Here is a 19,969-nt window from a genome sequence, read left to right as displayed (position 1 = left end):
TAGCCAAGTCTCGCCTTCAGACGGCATCGGCGAAGGTCATGACCAGGGTTAGTTCGGCATAGGGGTCGCTCATGTCGCCAGCGACTAACCCCTCCGCCGAGAGCAGGGTGCGGATGGCGGCCTCGGCGGCCAGCTCGCGGTTCCGACTGAGCCTGCCCAGGAACCCGTCCTTCAGCGCGATGTTGCTGATTTCCAGGTCTTCACGCAGGCAGCGCACCTCGACCCTGACCACGCCGGGGAGACTGCGCGACCCTGCGGGACGACCGTCCTTGACCTCACCCCGCGTTTGCTTCGTGGCGTCCCAGGGGCGCCCGGTCAGCACGGTCTCGCCGAGCTCTGGAACGATGATCCAGCGCCGCTGCCCTTCGCCGGTGTTCATCTGCGTCACGCCCAGGCCCTTGTAGGCGCGGCTGGCGCTCACCGTGCAGTCCTTGCTGGCGGCGAGGGCCATATTCGCCTTTGCGCTCGCCTTGGCCTGAACGCCCGTAGCCGAAGCCCCGCCCTGCCCGTCCAGAGCCAGACCCACCTTCTTGCTGACCTTGGCCTTGGTCTCGACCTTGCCGACCACCTGGCCGACGGTCTCACGGGGAACGGACTCGCCGCCGATATGGGCCGGCTCGTGCATCGGCACGACGACGATCACCTCGGCGCGCCTAAGGCCCAGCCTGAACCGCACCCCCGACGGATCGCCGCCGCCGATGCGGCCGACGCCGAAGACGACGTCGACATGCAGGTCGGCCTTGCCCCCGCCCTGCTCCAGGGCCGCGTGCCAGGCCTCGACGCTCACCACGTCGGCCAGGGCTCTACGTCGATTGCTGTCGGCCACGTCCCCCTCCGAAGCCGGAAGCGTGCCGCAGGATCCACTTAAGGTCGAGCCGGAAATCGCGCCATCAGCGACGGCGAGTGAGCCCTCAGCTCCCCGCCTTGACCGCTTCCCACGTCCGGGTGCCGCCGCCCTGGCCCAGCGCGGCGCGGAGCCAGGCGAGGTTGTTGTCGACGACCTGGGGCGGGAGGTCCTGGCGGGCCAGTTTCTCGGCTTCGTCGACGCGGCCTTGCAGGCCGACGACGAGGGCCAGGTTCTGGCGGATCTGGATGGTCGAGGACGGCAGGGTCGCGGCCTTGCGCAGCAGGGCCTCGGCGCCCGGCAGGTCGCCGTGGCCGGCCAGGTACATGGCCAGGTTCGCCGCCGGGGCGGCTTCGTTGGGGGCCAGGGCGACGGCCTGGCGGTGGGCGGCGAGCGCCTCGTCGTCGCGCTTGGACTGCTCGTAGGCCACGCCCAGCAGGGTGAGCGGACGCCAGTCGCGCGGGGCGGCGGCGGCGGCGGCCTTGGCCGGCTCGATGGCGAAGAAGCCCTCGCCGCGCGCCACCTGCACGCGAGCGGATTCCAGCAGGGCTTCCTGGTCGTTCGGCGTGGCGACCAGCACGCGGCCGACCGCGTCGGCGGCCTCGTCGTAGCGGCCCAGGGTGCGCAGGGCCTGGGAGAGGCCCACCCCGGCCTCGGCGTCGCGCGGATCGGCCTCGACCTCGGCGCTCCAGAAGGCGGCGCGGGCCAGGGGCTCCATCCGGCGGACCTCGGCGCGCTCGGCGGGGCTGGCCTTGCGGCGCGCGGGGGCCGGGGCGGAGACGGAGGCGGACGCGTCACTCGTCGTGGGGGTCTTGCCCTTGTCGGCGGCGAACGCCGGGACGGCGGCCAGCAGCAGAACGGGTGCGAGAACGGTTGCGAGCAGGGCGGGCTTGCGACACATGAAAGGGCAGTCTCCGGAGAGGTAGGGTCGAGCATCGCCCGGCCCCCTCAAGGAATCGTTAAGCATAAATCCGCGAAAGCCCCGGCCCATGACCGAACCCCTGATCGCCGCCTCCTCGCGCGGCGCCGTCGACGGCCCCGTGATCCCGGTGCACGCCCTCTACGAAGACGAGGTCGCGGCGTTCCTGGAGGCGCGGCCCAGCTTCGTGCGCGGCTTCGCCAAGCTGTCGGACTTCAGCGGCAAGGCCGGCCAGGTGGTGGTCGCCCCCACCCCGGAAGGCGCCTTGGACCGCGTGCTGTTCGGCCTGGGGCAACGGGTTTCCAAGGGCGGACGGGCCGACGCCATGGCCTTCCGCGCCCTGCCGGCCAAGCTGCCGGCCGGCGACTATCGCCTGCACGCGACGCCGGAGGGCCTCGACGCCGGCCAGATCGCCCTGGCCTTCGCCCTGGGGACCTATCGCTTCGACCGCTTCAAGGCCCGGGGCGCCGACGGCGCGCGACGCCTTGTCGCGGCCGAGGGCGTGGATCTTTCCGAGGTCCAGGCCATCGTCCACGCCTGCGCCCTGGCCCGCGACATGGTCAACAGCCCGGCCAACGCCATGGGCCCGCGCCAGATCGAGACCATCGCCCGCGAGATCGCCGAACAGTTCGGCGCGACCTTCTCCGCCATCGTCGGCGACGACCTGCTGACCGAAGGCTATCCGGCCGTCCACGCCGTGGGCCGCGCCGCCGTGCCCGAACGCGCGCCGCGCATGCTGGAGCTGCAGTGGGGCGACGAGAAGCACCCGGTGGTCGCCCTGGTCGGCAAGGGCGTGGTGTTCGACACCGGGGGCCTGGACATCAAGCCCTCGGCCGGCATGCGGCTGATGAAGAAGGACATGGGCGGCGCCGCCCACGCCCTGGCGCTCGCCCGCATGGTGATGGCGGCCAAGCTGCCCGTGCGCCTCATCGTGCTGGTGCCGGTGGTCGAGAACGCCATCGCCGGCGACGCCATGCGGCCGGGCGACGTGCTCGACAGCCGCGCCGGGCTCACGATCGAGGTCGGCAACACCGACGCCGAGGGCCGCCTGATCCTGGCCGACGCCCTGACCCGCGCGGCCGAGCTTTCGCCGGCCCTGACCATCGATCTCGCCACCCTGACCGGCGCCGCCCGCGTGGCCCTGGGCCCGCAGGTGATCCCGTTCTACACCCCCGACGACGCCCTGGCCGGCCAGATCGAGGCCGGCGCCCGCGCCGCTTCGGACCCGGTGTGGCGCATGCCGCTGTGGGACGGCTATCGCGAGGCGCTGGAAAGCGACATCGCCGACCTGAAGAACGACCCCGACGCCTGGGCCCAGGCCGGCTCGGTGACCGCCGCCCTGTTCCTGCAGCGCTTCGCCCCGACCACGGGCGCGTGGGTTCACCTCGACATCTACGCCTGGAACCCCAAGGGCGCCGCCGGCCGGCCCAGCGGCGGCGAGGCCCAGGCCATCCGCGGCCTCTACGCCATGCTGAAGAGCAAGTTCGCCTGATGGCGCCGGATCGCCGCCTCACCCTGGCCCGCCCCGACCTCGCCGACCTGGCTTTGGAAGGGATCGTCGCCGCCGAGCGCTACGACGCGCCCAAGGCCCGCCAGGTCGCCGCGCCCACGGCCGCCCTGCGCAAGGCCCCCGCGCCCGACGCCGAGCAGGAGAGCCAGTTGCTGTTCGGCGAGCGCTTCGCGGTGCTCGACATGCGGGACGGCTTCGCCTGGGGCCAGGCGGCGCGCGACGGTTATGTGGGCTGGGTGGCGGAGGCCGACCTCGCGCCCCTGGGCGAGCCCGCGACCCATCAGGTGGCGGGCCTGCGCACCTATGCGTTCGGCGAGCCGGACATCAAGTCGCGGCCCGTGGGGCTCTATTCCCTGAACGCCCTGGTCACGGTCGAGGCCCGCGAGGGCCGCTTCGCCAAGGGCGCGGGGACCGGCTGGTTCGTCGAGGCGCATCTGGCCCCCATCGGCGTGGCCACCGCCCCCGACCCGGCCGCCACGGCCCTGTCGTTCCTGGGCGCGCCCTACCAGTGGGGCGGGCGGGAAAGCCTGGGGCTGGACTGCTCGGGCCTGGTGCAGCAGGCCCTGGCCGCCTCGGGAAAGGCCGTCCCGCGCGACACCGACATGCAGTTCGGCTTCTTCCAGCCGATCGACGAGGCCGAGCGCCGGCGCGGCGACCTCGTCTTCTGGAAAGGCCACGTGGCGATCCTGCTCGACCCCGACACCATCGTCCACGCCAACGCCCACCACATGGCCGTGGCGGTCGAGCCTTTGGCCGAGGCCGTGGCGCGCATCGAGGCGGCGGGGGTGGGACTGCCGACGGGGTGGCGGCGGGCGTAGGCGCGCGCCCGTCTTGGAAGCAGCCCGACTGGACGTCAGCCATGGGTGGTGAGGCGACGTCTGCGCCCAAGAGGTCGTGACGGCAGGCGCCTCCAAATCCCGAATGCGGCCCGCAGGAAGAGCTCCGATCACATGGCGCCGATGACGATGTTGGCGACGTGCCGAGCTCGGACCTCGTCAAAGCCAACACTCGGCTCCTCCACTGGAGATGAGCCACGCGTTTGACACGACGCGTCAAATCGCAAATTGTAGGACAAAATATCATACTATGGGATGGAGAGGGCCGTGCAGCGACACTCGGCTTGGAAATTCGCCGCCAGTGACCGGGCGATGGATATCCGGGTGAACTCCTCTCAACAGTGCGATCTGCTCGTAGACGCGCTACGGGAGCGAAGGCCAACTCCGCGCCCACGAGAACTGTTAAACGGCCTTCTAAATGTCAGACAAATAGAACGCACGTGCGCAACGGGATCGTTGAAAACGGCGTTCTTGATCGCACTGTTGATGGCTTTGACGGGGCCTTCCTTCGCGACGGAACACCCCGCCCCGTCACCCGCACTCTCCAAGAGTTGGGTCGCCGACAACGGCGACGGCACCTTCACCAATCCCCTGTTCTACGACGAGTTTTCCGATCCCGATCTGATCCGCGTCGGAGACGATTTCTACCTGACCGGCACGACCATGCATTCGATGCCGGGCCTGCCAATCCTGCACTCCACCGATCTGGTGAACTGGGATTTCGTCGCCTACGCCTCGCCCACGCTTGATCTGGGTCCCGCCTTCCGGTTGGAGGAAGGAAAGAATGTGTATGGCCGCGGCATTTGGGCGCCCAGCTTCCGCCACCACGACGGCGTGTTCTACATCTTCAGCAACGTAAACGGTCAGACCACCCAGCTCTTCACGGCGACAAACCCTGCTGGTCCGTGGACCCGCACAGCCATGAAGCGGTCGTTCCACGACCTGTCCGTGCTCTTCGACGAAGACGGCAAGGTCTACGTGGTGTGGGGCTACAATGAGATCCGCATTGCCCAGCTCGGCGCCGATCTCCTGGACATCGTGCCAGGCACGGAGCGCGTGATCATCAAGCGCGGCTCCGGCATGGGCGAGGGATCTCACTTCTACAAGATCGACGGCAAGTACTACATCATCTCAGCCTGGTGGGATGGACGCATGCGCATGCCCGCCGCACGGGCCGATCGCCCCGAGGGCCCATACGAAATCAACCCGGCCATCAGCATCGACGAAGATTTCGGGCTTAACGAGGGCAATCGCCTGGAGGGCGCCAAGGCGCCGCCCTTCGTCGTCAGACCTGCCAATGCGACTCCGGCTGGACGGGTTTCGCTGCACCAGGGCGGGGTCGTGCAGACCCCCCTCGGCGAATGGTGGGGCTGGTCGATGATGGACTACAATTCGGTCGGTCGTCTGACGGCCCTTTCTCCCGTTACCTGGAAGGACGGCTGGCCCTATTTTGGCCTGCCGGGCAATCTTGGCCGCACGCCGCGCACCTGGGTCAAACCGAAGACGCGCACAATCTCGCAGCCTCACCCGCCCTACCAGCGCAGCGACGACTTTGCCGCGCCGACGCTTCTGCCGATCTGGCAGTGGAACCACGCGCCGGACGACCACCGCTGGTCGTTGATCGAGCGGCCAGGGAGCCTTCGCCTTCACAGCCTCCCGGCGGCCACCTTGTGGGACGCCAAGAACACCCTGACACAGCGCGCGATCGGCCCCGCGTCGACCGTAACGGTCGTTCTTGATCTGGACGGCCTGCAATCGGGCGACGTCGCGGGTCTGGCGCTTTTCAACAAGCCCTATGCCTGGTTGGGCGTAGAACAGTCAGCGGACGGTCGCGGTCTCGTCCTATTCGACGAACTGACCGGCGCCTACACTCGGGTTCCTCTGTCGGCCAGGCGGGTCTGGCTACGGGCTGATTGCGACTACATCACCGAGAAAGCCCGCTTCAGCTACTCGGTCGACGGCGCGTCCTTCGCCCCGATCGGAAACGCATGGCCCATGATCTTTCAGGGCATGACCTTCCAGGGCGTTCGTTACGCCCTGTTCAATTTCAACACCCAAGGCGCGCCGGGCGGCTTCGCCGACTTCGACGCGGTCGATGTCCAGGAGCCTCACCCGCACGGTCTGTCGCGGCCCATTCCCTATGGACGCAGGATCGCCCTGGCCAACGCCGTCGCTCCGGTCTTGTCGGGCGCCTTTACGGTCGTGGACATGAAGTTCGGACGAGTCGCTTTGAAGCGCGGGGAAGGATTCCTGACCGTCACGCAAGACGCTCAGGTCAAGCTGCAAAAGGCCCGCCCGTCGGTCGCCCAGAGCTTCCAATGGATCGAGACGCCCGATGGCGACCTGGTGTTGATGTCTCTGAAGACGAACCGGTTTCTGCGTGTCGATCGCCAGACTGGCCGGGTTTCCGCCGATAGCCCCGGCCCCAAGAGCGACAACGGCGACGGCAGTCGCTTCCAGTGGGCGCCCGCAAGCTAGGCGGATCGACCTCAGGTGCGGAAAGCCGCCAATACCAGAAGCAGGACAAAGAGAATGCCGCTGAGCACGTCGACGCCCAAGGAGGGCTTTTCGGCAGACATCGCGCGCCAGAAAGACGTTCGAGCCCACCTTACCGGTCTATTCCTGGCGGCCTTGGTTCTCGGAGGCGAAGCACAAGCGCAAACAAGCGCCTCGCAGGCGCCGCCGCCCTTCGCCACAAGTCCCGCCGGATATCCCAAGGCGGTTCTGCGGGGAGACTACGCGGACCCCTCTATTCTGAGGGACGGCGCTGACTACTACATGACGCATTCGCCGTTCGGCTATGCTCCAGCGTTCCTGATCTGGCATTCGACCGACCTGATCCACTGGTCGCCGATCGCGCGCGCCATGACCGAGGCGGCCGACGCCTATGCGCCGGAACTGAGCAAGGTCAACGGCAAGTTTTACATCTACTATCCATCGGACAAGACCAACTGGGTGATCACGGCAGACAGCATTCGTGGACCCTGGAGCCGGCCAATCGATCTCAAAATTCCGAAGATCGATCCCGGTCACGTCATTGGAGAAGACGGCAAGCGATACCTGTTCACCTCGGCCGGGCGCATGGCCCAGCTGTCTGACGACGGCCTCAACAAGGTCGGAGACGTTCGGGAGGTCTATGCCGGCTGGCGCTATCCGTCCGACTGGAAGACCGAATGCATGTGCCTGGAATCGCCCAAGCTGTTTCGCAAGGGCGACTATTTCTACATGGTGTCGGCCGAGGGCGGCACAGCCGGCCCGGCCACCAGCCACATGGCCATCGTCGCCCGGGCCAAGAGCGTCAATGGTCCGTGGGAAAACTCGCCTTACAACCCGCTCATCCACACCTATGACGCCAAGGAGCCGTGGTGGTCCAAAGGCCACGGAACGATCGTCGACGACGTCAACGGCAACTGGTGGATCGTCTATCACGCCTACGAAAAGGCGGCCTACACCCTGGGCCGCATGACCTTGATCGATCCCATCGACTGGACGGCGGACGGTTGGCCGGTGCTGGCCCAGGCGCCTCACCCCTTGCCCGGCCCGCCTTCAGCGCCTGGGCTTGCCGACATGATTTTGTCAGACACGTTCTCGGGCGAGCAGCTTGGTCTTCAGTGGACGTCCTGGCGTAATCTCGACGGCGTGTCGGTGAAAGACGGCGTTCTATCGATCAAGGCGACGGGCGGCACGCCCCAGACCGCCAAGCAGTTGATCGTGACGGCCACCGATCCCCGTTACGAGGTGCAGGTCGAGATCAAGGTGGACCAGGGAGCGTCCGGCGGTCTGCTTCTGGTCTACAACGACAAGGCGTTGGCCGGGGTGACCTCCGACGGCGTATCGATCACGATCCATAGGTCCGCGACAGACAGCATTACCAAGCCGAGCAGCTACGGCGGCCACTTCTATTTGAAGATAATCAATGACGACGAGCGGGCCACTTTCCTGGTCAGTGGGGACGGTCGCCGCTGGGAGCAGCTGGCCGATCAGATTGACGTCTCGACCATGAACCACAACAATTTCAAAGGATTTCTAGCCCTCCGGCCGACACTGGTCTCCGCCGGAACCGGACAGGCGACCTTCGACAACTTTGAGTATCGGCGAAAAGATTAGAGCGTGGAGATTCCCGCCACGAATGTCGGATCGGTACATGCCGAGGAAACGACGGGAACGCCGCGGGTACTACTCCCCCTCAGCCCTCGCCCAACTCCCCCGCCAGCGCCAGCTTCACCGGGGCCCAGCTCAGGCGGTGGATCGGCGAGGGGCCGAGTTTGCGGAGGCCTTCGAGGTGGATGGGGGCGTGGTAGCCCTTGTGGCCGGCGAAGCCGTAGCCGGGATAGAGGCCGTCGGCCTCGACCATGATCCGGTCGCGGGCTTCCTTGGCCAGGATCGAGGCGGCCGCGATCGAGCACGACAGGCTGTCGCCCTTGACCACGGTCTTGACCTCGCACGGCAGAACGAAGCGGTAGTTGCCGTCCACCAGGGCGAAGGCCGGCTTGACCCCCAGCCCCTCGACGGCGCGCTTCATGGCCAGGCCGGCGGCGTGCAGGATGTTGAGCTCCGCGATCTCCTCGACCGACGCCATGCCCACGCACCAGGCGATCGCCATCGCCTTGATCTCGACCTCCAGGGCCATGCGGGCCTTGGCCGACAGCTTCTTGGAGTCGTTGAGGCCCGCAGGGACCCGGGCCGGATCGAGGATCACGGCGGCGGCGCTGACCGGACCGGCCCACGGCCCGCGGCCGGCCTCGTCCACCCCGCAGACCGGTCCCGGCCCGCAGGCGGCTTCCAGCATCATGTCGGGACCGTTCGGCATGGGCGGGTGTTTAGGCGTGTTCGGCCGTGAAGGGAACGGGGGCGGTTGGCGAAGACGGCCCCGTCAGGAGCACTGCAGCACCATCCAGGTTCCCGCGAAGTCGCACCGGCGGGCCTCTTCCTCGCGGATCCAGAAATAGAGCCGCCCGACGTCGCCCCACATCATGCCCGCGCCGTCGTCGGAATCGATCTGCAGCAGCAGCCGCCAATCCTTGGCGCCCGCCTCCAGCTGCTTGCGCCGGCTGGAGGCGTAGCCTTCCGGCCCGCCGACATAGACCCCGTTGGAGGCCAGCTGGCACTCCAGCGCCATGCCGCTGTCCTGGATCGCGGCGGGGTGGCCGCCGACCTGGTGCCAGGGCGCGTTCTTGGGCGCGTTGGCGTTCAGCCGGGCCTCGTAGGCGCCGTATTCCGGCGTGTCGACATCCGGCCAGGGGAGGCCCATCAGCTCCGCGTCCGGTCGTGAGCGGTCGGGACGCCCGCCCAAGGCGCGGCTTCGATAGGCGGCGTCATCGGGCAGGCCGGCCGGCGGGGTGCGCGGGCGGGCGGCGAAGCCCTGCGGGTCGTGGATCACCCGCCAGCTGCCCCGATCGGCCGGATCGAAGCCCCAGGTCGATTGCTCCGCGTCGTAGAAGAAGAACAGGGCGCCGTGCTCGGGCAGCCAGTCGGGTCCGCCGCTCCGGCGCAGGGCCGCCAGGTTGAGCTGGAGCAGGAACGCCTGCGGCGCGTCCTTCCACATCGGCCAGTCGTGGCGGGCGTCGAGATCGGGCCGGCCGCCCAGCCTGCCCACCGGCGCGCCCCGACCCGACTGCAGGATCACGCAAGGCAGGGCCTGGGCTTCCATCCGGTCCAGGATCGAGGTCGCGGCCTCGGAACGGCGCCCGCAGCCCAGCAGGGCCAGAAGGCTCGTCAGCAACGTTCTGCGGATCATCGTCCATGCCCCCACATGACGGCGGCGACGCAGCGCCCACCCCCGAAGCTCTAGCACGGAAAGGTTGCGCCGCCAGTCGGCCCGGCCTCGCCGGGCTCCCTACTCGCCACGATCCGATTGTCAGACCTGGGCTTTTTCTCTATCGCGACGCATTCTCAGCGCTGGAGATCTCGCCGTGCCCGCCCTCGCCTTCCCGTTCGTCGCCCGATGAAGGCCTCGACGCTGCGGGCCTGGTCGTGGGCGCACAAGTGGTCGAGCCTGGTCTCGACCCTGTTCCTGCTGATGCTGTGCGTCACCGGCCTGCCGCTCGTGTTCACCCACGAGATCGAGGAGGTGGCCATGCACCAGGCCTGGACGCCGGCCCGGCCCAATGGCCCCAAGCTCGACCTCGACCAGGTGCTGGCCGCGGCCATGGCCCGCAAGCCCGGCGAGGTTCCCGCCTTCATGAGCTTCGACGAGGACCGGCCGGTGGTGAACGTCACCAGCGTGGTCCCGGGCAAGTCGGGCTACAGCTTCCAGCCGATCGACCAGACCAGCGGCGATCCGGCCCCGTCGGTGGCCGGCCATCCGGTGATGGAGTTCCTGCTCCAGCTGCACACCGACATGTTCCTGGGCCTGCCGGGCATGCTGTTCCTGGGGGCGATGGGGCTGCTGCTGGTCGTCGCCCTGGTGTCTGGCGTGGTGCTGTACGCGCCGTTCATGCGCCGGCTGCCGTTCGGCACGGTGCGGGCCCACAAGGCCGCGCGGACCCGCTGGCTCGACTATCACAACCTGCTGGGCGCGGTGACCCTGGCCTGGGTGCTGGTCGTGGGCGTCACCGGCGTCGTCAACACCCTGGCCACGCCGATCATCGCCTACTGGAAGGACACGGCGCTGAAGGAGCTGACCACCGCCTATGATGCGCCCGCGCCGATCGCGGCGCGCAGCTCGCTGAACGCGGCGGTCGAGCGGGCCAGGCTGGCCCTGCCCGGCAAGCAGCTGCAGTTCGTGGCCTTCCCCGGCTCGACCTATTCGACGCAGCACCACTACGCGGTGTTCTTCCACGGCGACACGCCGCTGACCGCCCGCCTGACCACCCCGGCCCTGATCGACGCTCGCACGGGCCAGCTGGCCGCCGTGGCCCCGACGCCCTGGTACGTGGCGGCCCTGTCGCTGTCGCAGCCGCTGCACTTTGGCGACTACGGCGGGCTGCCGCTGAAGATCCTGTGGGCGCTGCTCGATCTGGCGACCATCGTGATCCTCGGCTCGGGCCTCTATCTGTGGCTGGTCAAGCGGGGGACGCTGAAATGAGCCGGGGCCATCTTTCGCTCTGGCAGGTGTTCCGCATCCCGCTGGCCGTGGCGGCGCTCAGCCTGCTTGGCCTGGTCGTCGCCCTGCTGGGCGACGGCGCCTGGGACTGGATCGGCGCGGCGGCCCTGGGCGTCTCGGTGGCGGCGACGATCTGGGCTCTGGTCGCGCGGCGGCGGTAGCGGAGGGGCGCCTCGCCCCGCTAGGCTGGACGCATGAGAACCACGACGCCCGCCCCCTTCACCGTCCGGATGATCGGCCCGGACGGCGCCTACGACCTGGCCTTTCGTCCCACCGACGACTGGGACGGCGTGATCGACACCGTCATCGGCGGTGTCGCCATGACCTGGCACGTGGTGACGAGCGACCTTCACCCGGAAGGCGGCCGCAGCCTCGGCGGCATGACCATCGGGACGGACGCCGCTTGGGGCGACCAGTTCTGGTTCGAACTCGTCCTGGGGCCGGAGCCGACGACGATCACCTATTGGGGAAACCAGGTGGTGTGGCGGGTCGATCACGCCGCCGACGCGGCGCGCGCATGAGATTGTCATCGATCGCCAGCCTTGCCGCCGTCCTGCTGCTGACGGCCGCCGCCGCGCCGCAAGCCCCGCCTTACACGGTCGCCCCGAACCTCTTCGCACAGGGCCGGCCCGACCTCGGCCTCGCGCCGGCGCCCGGGGCGGAGACCTTCACCGTCTTCGCGCCGACCGAAGGCACAGACAAGTTCAGCAACGGCGTGGCGCTGATCGCCTTCAAGGGCCGCCTCTACGCCCAGTGGCAGAGCTCGGCCCGCGACGAGGATTCCGCCGACACCTGGGTCGCCTACAGCGTCAGCGACGATGGCGAGCGGTGGAGCGCGCCCAAGGAACTGGCGCCGGCCGGGACCGGCGGGCTGATGCGCTCCAGCGGCGGCTGGTGGAGCGACGGCAAGGTGCTGGTCGCCTACGCCAATGTCTGGCCGGAGGGCTTCCAGTCGGGGGCCGGCGGCTACGCCGAATACCGCACCAGCCGCGACGGGCGGAGCTGGAGCGCGCCGCGCCGGGTGACGGGCGCCGATGGCAAGCCGGTCGAAGGGGTGATCGAGCAGGATCCGCACCGGGTCGACGGCCGGGTGATGACCGCCTTCCACCTGCGGCCGGGGATGATCGCCAAGCCGTTCTTCACCGACGACCCGCTGGGCGTCTCGGGCTGGAGGCAGGGGAAGATGGAGAGCCTGCCGCGCGACACGTCGCCTATCTCTCTAGGGGGCGCCGCCGCCCCGCACGAAAAGCGCCTCAGCCGCGAGATCGAGCCCAGCCTGTTCCGCCGCGCCGACGGCTGCGCGGTGATGGTGTTCCGCGACGAGGATCTCAGCTTCCGCCAGCTGGCCGCGGAAAGCTGCGACCGGGGCCAGACCTGGACGACGCCGGCCCTGACCGACGTGCCCGACGCCCGCGCCAAGCAGAGCGCCGGCAACCTGCCCGACGGGACCGCCTATCTCGTCAACGCCCCCAACACCGACCGCCCGCGCCTGCCGCTGGCGGTGACGCTCAGCCCCGACGGCCAGCGCTTCAACCGCAGCTGGCGCCTGCGCGGCCAGGCCGACCTGCAGCCGCTGCGGTTTCCAGGCCAGTACAAGCGGCCGGGCTATCACTATCCCAAGAGCGTGGTCTGGAACGGCTGGCTCTATGTCGGCTACGCCGCCAACAAGGAGGACGTGCAGGTGACGCGGGTTCCGGTGAAGCAACTCCAAGCCCCTCTTCCATAGGGAGAGGGAGGGGCCCGCCGCGAAGCGGTGGGAGGGTGAGGGGTTTCACCGTTGGCGGGTTATCCCCGCCTCCCTAAGGCCGTACCTTATCCGGAGAGACTGTAACCTCTCACCCTCCCACGCCTTCGGCGCGGGCCCCTCCCTCTCTCTCAGAGAGAGGGGTCTCGCGCAGCCCCGCACACCAGTTCCACCGTCGCCTGGATCGTGGCTTCCAGCTGCTCGCGGGTCTCGCCGGCGCGGGCGCGGACCGACAGGGCGTTGAGCATGCCGCCGGCCACGCGGGCCAGCACCGCCGGGTCGGCGCCGGGGGGCAGTTCGCCGGCGGCTTCGGCGCGGGCCACTAGGCGCTCGAAGCCCCGGTCCAGCTCGTGCAGACCGGCCGCCACCTTGTCGCGCACGGCCGGATCGACCACCGCCTGGCCCAGGCCCGCGCTGACCATGAAGCAGCCGCGCCCGCCGTCCTCGCCCGACAGATAGATGTCCAGCGCCGCGCGATAGACCCGCTCCAGCGCCTGGCGCAGCGTGCCCCCGGCCCGGAACGCCTGGACCATCGCCCCGCGCGAGGCGTCCATGTAGGCGTCGATGGCGGCGGAGAAGAGCGCCTGCTTGTCGCCGAACGCCCCGTACAGGCTGGGGCGGTTCATGCCGGTGGCGGCGCTGAGGTCGTCCAGCGAGGCGCCGGCGTAGCCCTGGGTCCAGAAGGTCTCGGTGGCCTTGGCCAGGGCGACCTGAGGGTCGTAGGCGCGCGGGCGGCCTCGGCGCTTGGCGGGTTGTTCCGACATCTCGACTCTCTCCAGGCCGACGCTGCTTTTTGTACCGTTTCGCAGCTTATTCCTTGACCTCGGTTATTTTTATGCGAAACAGTATGAAAATGCAAACGGAGGCGGCGATGGACCTGTACTTCTCTCCGATGGCCTGTTCGATGGCGACGCGGATCGCCGCCTACGAGGCGGGCGCGCCGATCAACTTCATCCAGGTCGACACCAAGGCCCGGCCCAAGCGCACGCACGACGGCGCGCCGTTCCTGGCGATCAATCCGATGGGCCAGGTGCCGGTGCTGCGCACGGGCGACGGCGAGCTGATCTATGAGAACGCGGTGATCCTGCAGCATGTGGCCGACCTGTTCCCGGCCGCCGGCCTGATCGCCCCCGACGGCCCCGAGCGCCGCCGCGCCCAGAGCTGGCTGAGCTTCGTCGGCGCCGAGCTGCACGCCCGGACCTTCGGCGTCCTGCTGGCCGCCAGCGCGCCGGAAGACGCCAAGGCCCTGGCCCGGGCGTCAGCCGCCGAGCGCTTCGCCGTGCTGGAGGCGCACCTGGCCGGACGCGCGTTCCTGCAGGACCGCTTCGGCGTCGCCGACGCCTATCTGTTCGTGATGCTGGTCTGGGCCCGCTACCTGGCGATGGACTTCACGCCCTATCCCGCCCTTTCCGCCTATCGCGACCGCCTGCAAGTCCGCCCCTCGGTGGCGCGGGCGCTGGGCGAGGAATTCACGCTCTTCAAGGCCGCCGCCTAGGCGCGGCGGCCGACCGGTACCCAGTAAGCGTACCCTCCCCAACCTCCTCCCCGGAGCTTTCCCATGCGTAGCTTTCTCTTCGCCGTCGCGGCCCTGGTCGCGACGGGCGGCCCCGCCATGGCCGAACCCCAGGCCCAGAACGCCTGGCTAACCCTCAGCGCGCCCGCGCCCCGCGACTACATCGTCTTCGACGGCGCGGCCTGGCGCTGCGAGGGCCAGGTCTGCCGCTCGCTTCAGGTAAAGTCGCTGCCGCCCCTGCGCAGCTGCCGACGCCTGGCGCGCGAACTGGGAACCGTGACGGGCTTCGGCTATCGCGGCGTGACGCTGTCCGACGCCCAGCTGGCCGACTGCAACCCGGTGCGCTTCGCCAAGACGCCCAGCCCCGCCGAAGTCGCGGCGGCGCGGTAGGCGGCGGCGGGCAGTCCTCCGCCCTGCGCCACCCAAACCCGTTCTTCCCCTCGAAGGCGGGGATCCAAGCCGAGGCCGCGGATGATCCACGGCCGCGCGCCCCCGCCTGAAATTCAGCTTGGGTCCCCGCCTTCGCGGGGATGCTCGGGGGAAAATGAGCTCAGGCCGGTGATTGCCGATCAGGCCTCGGGGCCGTTCTTGCGGATCCGCTCCGCGAAGTTCGCCAGATGCTCGCGGCCATCGGCGTCGGCTTCGGCGAGATAGAACGCGAGCAACGCCGAGCCCCGGGTCGCTAGGGCGTGGAGCGCCGCTATTCGCTGGTACTCCCCGCCCGTCTCCCACGCCCTGACCGCCCATGGCTCGATGGTCGCCGACGTCCGTCGGGCCAGGGCCAGGAGCGCACGCCGGGAGACATACTCCTCCGGATCAACGACGAACGCCTCAAGCGTGGAGACGACGCTTTCGTCGGGAACATCGACGGCGCCGAGCGCGTCGGCGATCTGCCACCGCGCATCCGCGTCGTCGGACCGCAGCGCCGCTTCCGTCAGGGCGAGCAGCAGGGGCGGTCGCGCCACCAGCTCCCGCTCGAGGAACTGGATCTCATTGTCCCGACCGAGCAGGTAGAGCAGGCGATGCGACGTCTCGGCGTCCAGCGCTTCGAGATGGATCACGCGCAGCAGATCCAGGTAGGCGTCGTGGATCTCGCCCCAATCCGGATAGTTGACTTCCCACTCTCCCCCTCGCGAGGAAACCGGCGCCTCCCGCTCCGCCCAGGCCTCGAAATCTTGCATGGCCGCGCGGAGGCGGGATTTCGCGGCGTCTAACTCAACGGTGCTGGCGTCCATCATGCGAGCATAGCGCGCAGGGCCAAGGCCCGCGAGCCGTCGCGCCCTACCCCCGCTCCCCGCCCAGCGCCCGGCACTCGTCGTGGCGGAAGCACGTCACGAAGTGGTCGTTGACCATGCCGACGGCCTGCATGAAGGCGTAGACGATCACCGGGCCGCAGAACTTGAAGCCCTTGGCCTTCAGGGCCTTGGCCATCTCGACGGCCAGCGGCGTCTGGGCCGGGACGTCGCCCATGCCGGTGAAGCTGTTCTGGATCGGGGCGCCGCCGACGATGCCCCACAGAAACTGCGAGAAGTCCTCGCCGCGATCGCGCATGTCGAGATAGATCCGCGCGCCGTTGATGGCCGCGTCGATCTTGGCGTTGGAGCGGATGATGCCGGCGTCGGCCATCAGCCGGGCGCGATCCTCGGCCCCGAAGCGGGCGACGATCTCGGGGTCGAAATCGGCGAAGGCGGCGCGGAAGGCCTCGCGCTTCTTGAGGATGGTGATCCACGACAGCCCGGCCTGGAAGCCGTCGAGCACCAGCTTCTCCCAAAGGGCGCGGCTGTCGTACTCGGGCACGCCCCACTCGGTGTCGTGGTAGGCCTCGTACAGCGGGTCGCCGTTCATGCCCCGCCAGGTGCAGCGATGGATCTCAGTCATGCGGCGAGGCTAGCAGAACGACGCCCGAAAACCAGAACTTTTGAGGAACACGCGCGCAGGCCGGCTAAGGCTTCAGGAAGACCTCGACCTCGGCCTGGAAGCGGGCCGGCTGGTCGATCATCACGAAGTGGGCGGCCTCGTCGATGCGGACGAGCTTGACACCCTTCAGCGGCGCATAGGCCGCGCCGTACCAGCCGGCGAAGGCCTCGGCGGGCGCGAAGCTGGCCTTGTTCCAGGCCCAGACCACGGTGGTCGGGGCGGTGATGTGCGGCAGCTCGGGCGCGAGGTCGGTGGTCAGCAGTTCCTCCATCGCCCGGCCCACGACCTTGCGGTCGCTGGCCAGGGAGTCGTCGACCACCGCCTTGCGGGCGCTCTCGGTGAGCACCATGGTCGCGGCGGTCTGGGTCTGGCGGCCCAGGTACTGGTCCGGCGGCGAGGTCTCGATCCGCTGGCGGAAGTCGGCCGCGCCCTTGGCCACGGCGTCGCGCGAGGCGCCCGGTCCGAAATAGGCCATGGCCAGGTTGGGGAACATGTCGACCACCATCAGGCGGCCGACGAGGCCCGGATGCCGGGCCGCCAGCATCAGGCCGATCGTGCCGCCCATCGAATGGCCGATGACGGCCGGCGCCTTCAGCCCCTTGGCCTGGATGTAGGCGGCCAGGCCCTCGGCGACGCCGGCCGCGACCGCGCCCTCGGCGTTGGCTCCGGCCGGATCGCCGGCGAAACCCGCCACCTGCACCAGGTGGACGCGGTAGCGATCCTCCAGCGCCTTGGCCGTCGGCGCCCAGACCGCCCGCGACGAGGCCAGGCCCGGGATCAGGATCACGTCCGGCCCCTTGCCCCGCAAGACCACGGAGAAGCGGTCGATGTCGGTCGCCAGGGCGGGTCCGGCGAGCGCGGCCAGAGGGACGGCCAGCAGGGCGCCCGCGCCCAGGAGTTCACGGCGGTTCATTGGCTTTCCCCCAGACGGCGATGCTCGCCCGAAGACTTGAGCCCAGATCCCTGTCGCCGCAATCGCCCGCGCGATGAATAATCAGTAATCAATTTATGAGCGAGTAGAGCCCGCGCGCTTGGCGACGGAGACGGCCCGCATGAGCGAGACGTTCGGACGGCGAAAACCCGCTCCCAGTCCCTACGGGCCGGCCAAGCCCCGGCGGTGGCCCGCCTGGCCGCTGTTCCTGCTGGCGATGATCCCGGCCTATCTGCTGCAGCAGATCCCGCTGCTGAACCTGATCCTGTTCTTCGCCCTGTCGCCGCTTTGGATCGGCCTGCTGTTCAACGCCGCCCTGGTGACGATGGCGGTCGACGCCTGGCGCCGGGCCGCGCCCCGCTGGATGCTGATCATCCCGGTGCTGGTCTATGGCGGCAACCTGGTCTGGTGCGTCACGGGCTATCTGGACTATCGCGCGCTGGACGAGCGGCTGCGGCGCGAGAACGCCGCCGTGCGCCTGCCCTTCGATCCGGCCCAGGCCTCGATCCTGGCCCCCGGTCAACTGGCCCAGAGCCTGGTCGAGCGCTACGCCCTGCCGGTCGTCTACCGCTATCCCGATGTCTACCGCAGCGGCCAGCCGGCCGCGCTGCGGGTGCTGCCGCGCGCGACCTGCGAGACCATTCCCAAGTCCCCCGACCTGCGGATGACGGCGCAGCGGATGATGGTCGGCCGGGCGCTCGTGTCCAACGCCTGCGTGCTGAGCCTGCCCGGCGAACCGCAGGGGCCGGTGGTGCGGGTGGCCACCGGCGAAGGACCCGGGGATCTGGAGCCGGGACTGCGGCGCCTGACCCTGACGGCGCCGGACGGCCGCGCCGTCGCCCTGGCCTATGGGATCGCCGCCGTCCCCTCGCCGATCCCCTTCCCGCTGGTGGGCTGCCTCACCTGGACCCGCCACGAATGCACCCACACGCTCTACCAGCTGAAGCCGGGGGTCGGCGGCGGGGCGGGGGGCTTTGCGGGCATGGTCGCCGGGGTCCTTGGCCTGGCGGAGCGGCCGATCCATACGACCAGGACCGGCGGCAAGCTGATCCTGTCGCTCGACGAGGCCCAGACCCGCGCCCTGGCGGCGGGTTCGGAACCGGCCGTGGCCCAGGCCCGCGCCTTCGGACGCCAGGCCGTGAACCGCGGCCTGGCCCGCTTCTCGCGCCTGATGGCCGGCGAAGACCTGGCCCAGGACGAGGACTTCAGCCGCTGGATCGTGGTCAGCAACGCCGACCAGGTGGACGCCGAGGCCCTGCTGGCGGCGATCGGGCGGGCCTATGGCGATCGCTCCCGCTCCAGCGCCCAGCAGACCTTCGCCGACGTGGCCGCCGCCCTGCCGGCCGAGGCCTTCGCCCGCATCGGCCCGCGCCTGGCGCCGCTGGTCGGCGAGGACGCGGCTCTGGAGGGGCTGGCCGTCCGCCTGGGCGATCTGGGCGCGCCGGCCGCCCTGCCCCTGGCGAAAAGGATCGAGGCCGTCCGCTCCGTGCCGGGCCGCACCGACGCCCTGCTGGGCCTCTGCCGGGCGGGACCGGCGGCGGTGAGCGTCGCCGACCGGGTCGCGGCCATCCCCCGGGGCGACGCCCGCGCCGATGTGATCGAGGCTTCCGTGCTGGCGCTGCTGCGGATGGGACGACGCGACCTGGCGCAGCCGCTGGCCGCCCTGCCCGCCAGCAACGGCTTCAACGGCGCCGCCTCGCGCGGCTACCGCAAGGAGATCGACCGCATCCTCGCCGAGGTGGGGCCGAACTCGCCGCGCTCGGTCTGCCAGCTGGACGGCGACACCCGCCTGCCGCGCGTGCCCTGGCTGGAAGGGGCCGGCTAGACCGTCGACGCCGCCACCGGCGTCGGCGGGACCCAGTCGGGGCGCTCGACCCGCACGGGGCGGCCGTCGACCGTCAGGTCCGCGCCCTCGATGCGGTCCAGCCGCAGCAGGGCCATGGCCCGGCCCTCGCCGCCGCTCAGCACCTCGCCGGCCCGCAGCTCGCCGGCCAGCACCTCGGCGCCGAAGGCCGGAGCGGGACCGTCGAAGGCGATCGGCAGCATGCGGTTCTTGATCGTGCCGCGCCGCTTCATGCGGCTGGTGGTCTCCTGGCCGACGAAGCAGCCCTTCTTGAAGTCGATGCCCGAGAGCAGGTCGAAGTCGGCCTCGATCGGATAGGCCTTGTCGCTGAGCCAGTCGGCCGGGCCGGGCACGCCCAGGGCCAGGCGATGGGCGTCGTACTCGGCCTCGGTCGCGTCGGGCTCGGCCGTCGGGCCGTAGACCCGCGCGCCCAGGGCCGGCAGGCGCGGATCGGCGTAGAAGCCCTCGCCCACCACCGGTGCGCCGTCCGGCGCGAACACCGCGCCGACCGCCAGGTCGGAAGCCCCGATCTCGGCCTTGGCCCGCAGGCGATACATCGACAGCCGCGTGACGATGGCCTCACGGTGGTCGGCGGCGACATCCAGCAGCGCCCCGTCCGGAAGGCCGGCCACGAACAGGTCGTAGAGCAGCCGCCCCTGCGGGGTCAGCAGGCCCGAAAAGCGCAGCTCGCCGGGCGCGAGCGTCTCGACGTCCTGGGTCAGCAGACCCTGCAGGAAGCTGCGCCAATCGGGGCCGGCGACGGCGATGACGGCGCGGGAGGAAAGATGGGCGGTGCGCGGGCTGGTCATGGCCGAACATGTGGCGCCAGGGCGACGCATCCGCCAGTCTTTCATGCGAAGAAAGCTT

General features: G+C 69.8%; 19 protein-coding genes and 1 pseudogene. 11 read left to right on the top strand and 9 right to left on the bottom strand.

Going from position 1 to position 19,969, the window contains the following annotated elements:
- Positions 1–16: 16 nt before the first annotated feature.
- Positions 17–826, bottom strand: a complete 810-nt coding sequence (locus tag AC07NG_RS10535; protein ID WP_494593848.1) for a hypothetical protein — start codon at positions 824–826, stop codon at positions 17–19.
- Between the two features lie 85 nt (positions 827–911).
- The gene (locus tag AC07NG_RS10530; protein ID WP_494593846.1) at positions 912–1,745 is read right to left on the bottom strand and encodes a tetratricopeptide repeat protein; all 834 of its coding nucleotides are present in this window, start codon (positions 1,743–1,745) and stop codon (positions 912–914) included.
- An 88-nt stretch (positions 1,746–1,833) separates the two neighbouring features.
- Here AC07NG_RS10530 and AC07NG_RS10525 point away from each other — a divergent pair, with 88 nt between their 5' ends.
- The 4 genes from AC07NG_RS10525 (at position 1,834) to AC07NG_RS10510 (ending at position 8,216) form a co-directional block, all read left to right on the top strand.
- Positions 1,834–3,255: a leucyl aminopeptidase family protein gene (locus AC07NG_RS10525; RefSeq protein ID WP_494593844.1), complete on the top strand. Its 1,422-nt coding sequence runs from the start codon at positions 1,834–1,836 to the stop codon at positions 3,253–3,255.
- Entirely contained in the window at positions 3,255–4,091 is an 837-nt protein-coding gene (locus AC07NG_RS10520; protein ID WP_494593842.1) for a C40 family peptidase, read from the top strand. Before AC07NG_RS10525 ends, AC07NG_RS10520 begins: the two co-directional genes overlap by 1 nt.
- Positions 4,092–4,580: 489 nt before the next feature.
- Complete coding sequence (locus AC07NG_RS10515) at positions 4,581–6,587, top strand: family 43 glycosylhydrolase (protein ID WP_494593840.1); 2,007 nt, start codon at positions 4,581–4,583, stop codon at positions 6,585–6,587.
- 54 nt (positions 6,588–6,641) lie between these two features.
- A complete protein-coding gene (locus tag AC07NG_RS10510; protein WP_494593838.1) occupies positions 6,642–8,216 on the top strand; it encodes a family 43 glycosylhydrolase in 1,575 nt (524 codons plus the stop codon).
- A gap of 79 nt (positions 8,217–8,295) precedes the next feature.
- Here AC07NG_RS10510 and rnhB read toward each other — a convergent pair whose 3' ends face one another.
- Both rnhB and AC07NG_RS10500 read right to left on the bottom strand, forming a co-directional pair.
- The gene (gene rnhB / locus AC07NG_RS10505) at positions 8,296–8,919 is read right to left on the bottom strand and encodes a ribonuclease HII (protein WP_494593836.1); all 624 of its coding nucleotides are present in this window, start codon (positions 8,917–8,919) and stop codon (positions 8,296–8,298) included.
- Between the two features lie 63 nt (positions 8,920–8,982).
- Entirely contained in the window at positions 8,983–9,846 is an 864-nt protein-coding gene (locus AC07NG_RS10500; RefSeq protein ID WP_494593835.1) for a YwqG family protein, read from the bottom strand.
- 204 nt (positions 9,847–10,050) lie between these two features.
- Between AC07NG_RS10500 and AC07NG_RS10495 the strand changes: the two are divergent.
- The 4 genes and pseudogenes from AC07NG_RS10495 to AC07NG_RS10480 all read left to right on the top strand — a co-directional run.
- A pseudogene (locus AC07NG_RS10495) lies at positions 10,051–11,136 on the top strand (PepSY-associated TM helix domain-containing protein); the annotation flags it as partial.
- Positions 11,133–11,315 (top strand): hypothetical protein, encoded by a 183-nt coding sequence (locus AC07NG_RS10490; protein WP_494593833.1) that lies wholly within the window; start codon positions 11,133–11,135, stop codon positions 11,313–11,315. The pseudogene AC07NG_RS10495 and the gene AC07NG_RS10490, both read left to right, overlap by 4 nt.
- A gap of 33 nt (positions 11,316–11,348) precedes the next feature.
- Positions 11,349–11,675 carry a hypothetical protein gene (locus tag AC07NG_RS10485; protein ID WP_494593831.1) on the top strand — a complete coding sequence of 109 codons (327 nt, stop codon included), beginning with the start codon at positions 11,349–11,351 and terminating at the stop codon, positions 11,673–11,675.
- On the top strand, positions 11,672–12,880 hold the full coding sequence (locus AC07NG_RS10480; protein ID WP_494593829.1) for a sialidase family protein: 1,209 nt from the start codon (positions 11,672–11,674) through the stop codon (positions 12,878–12,880). Before AC07NG_RS10485 ends, AC07NG_RS10480 begins: the two co-directional genes overlap by 4 nt.
- A gap of 149 nt (positions 12,881–13,029) precedes the next feature.
- Here the strand turns inward: AC07NG_RS10480 and AC07NG_RS10475 are convergent, their stop codons facing one another.
- The gene (locus AC07NG_RS10475; protein ID WP_494593827.1) at positions 13,030–13,662 is read right to left on the bottom strand and encodes a TetR/AcrR family transcriptional regulator; all 633 of its coding nucleotides are present in this window, start codon (positions 13,660–13,662) and stop codon (positions 13,030–13,032) included.
- An 83-nt stretch (positions 13,663–13,745) separates the two neighbouring features.
- Here AC07NG_RS10475 and AC07NG_RS10470 point away from each other — a divergent pair, with 83 nt between their 5' ends.
- Both AC07NG_RS10470 and AC07NG_RS10465 read left to right on the top strand, forming a co-directional pair.
- Positions 13,746–14,393, top strand: a complete 648-nt coding sequence (locus AC07NG_RS10470) for a glutathione S-transferase C-terminal domain-containing protein (protein ID WP_494593825.1) — start codon at positions 13,746–13,748, stop codon at positions 14,391–14,393.
- 63 nt (positions 14,394–14,456) lie between these two features.
- Positions 14,457–14,801 (top strand): DUF8200 family protein, encoded by a 345-nt coding sequence (locus AC07NG_RS10465; protein ID WP_494593823.1) that lies wholly within the window; start codon positions 14,457–14,459, stop codon positions 14,799–14,801.
- A 179-nt stretch (positions 14,802–14,980) separates the two neighbouring features.
- Here the strand turns inward: AC07NG_RS10465 and AC07NG_RS10460 are convergent, their stop codons facing one another.
- The 3 genes from AC07NG_RS10460 to AC07NG_RS10450 all read right to left on the bottom strand — a co-directional run bounded on the left by AC07NG_RS10460 (position 14,981) and on the right by AC07NG_RS10450 (position 17,241).
- The gene (locus tag AC07NG_RS10460) at positions 14,981–15,646 is read right to left on the bottom strand and encodes a HEAT repeat domain-containing protein (protein WP_494593821.1); all 666 of its coding nucleotides are present in this window, start codon (positions 15,644–15,646) and stop codon (positions 14,981–14,983) included.
- Positions 15,647–15,692: 46 nt separating this feature from the next.
- Positions 15,693–16,289 (bottom strand): DNA-3-methyladenine glycosylase I, encoded by a 597-nt coding sequence (locus AC07NG_RS10455; RefSeq protein WP_494593819.1) that lies wholly within the window; start codon positions 16,287–16,289, stop codon positions 15,693–15,695.
- Positions 16,290–16,353: 64 nt separating this feature from the next.
- Positions 16,354–17,241 (bottom strand): alpha/beta fold hydrolase, encoded by an 888-nt coding sequence (locus tag AC07NG_RS10450; protein ID WP_494593817.1) that lies wholly within the window; start codon positions 17,239–17,241, stop codon positions 16,354–16,356.
- A 139-nt stretch (positions 17,242–17,380) separates the two neighbouring features.
- On the opposite strand from AC07NG_RS10450, the gene AC07NG_RS10445 reads away from it, so the two are divergent.
- Positions 17,381–19,084 carry a hypothetical protein gene (locus AC07NG_RS10445; RefSeq protein ID WP_494593815.1) on the top strand — a complete coding sequence of 568 codons (1,704 nt, stop codon included), beginning with the start codon at positions 17,381–17,383 and terminating at the stop codon, positions 19,082–19,084.
- On the opposite strand, the gene ygfZ is transcribed toward AC07NG_RS10445, so the two are convergent.
- A complete protein-coding gene (gene ygfZ, locus AC07NG_RS10440; protein ID WP_494593939.1) occupies positions 19,081–19,911 on the bottom strand; it encodes a CAF17-like 4Fe-4S cluster assembly/insertion protein YgfZ in 831 nt (276 codons plus the stop codon). The two genes, AC07NG_RS10445 and ygfZ, sit on opposite strands and share 4 nt — an antisense overlap.
- Between the last annotated feature and the right edge of the window lie 58 nt (positions 19,912–19,969).

It is taken from the genome of Caulobacter sp. GW821-FHT10C03 (assembly GCF_059415485.1).
The sequence above is the reverse complement of the archived record's forward strand: the minus strand, read 5'-3'. Positions and strand labels throughout refer to the sequence as shown.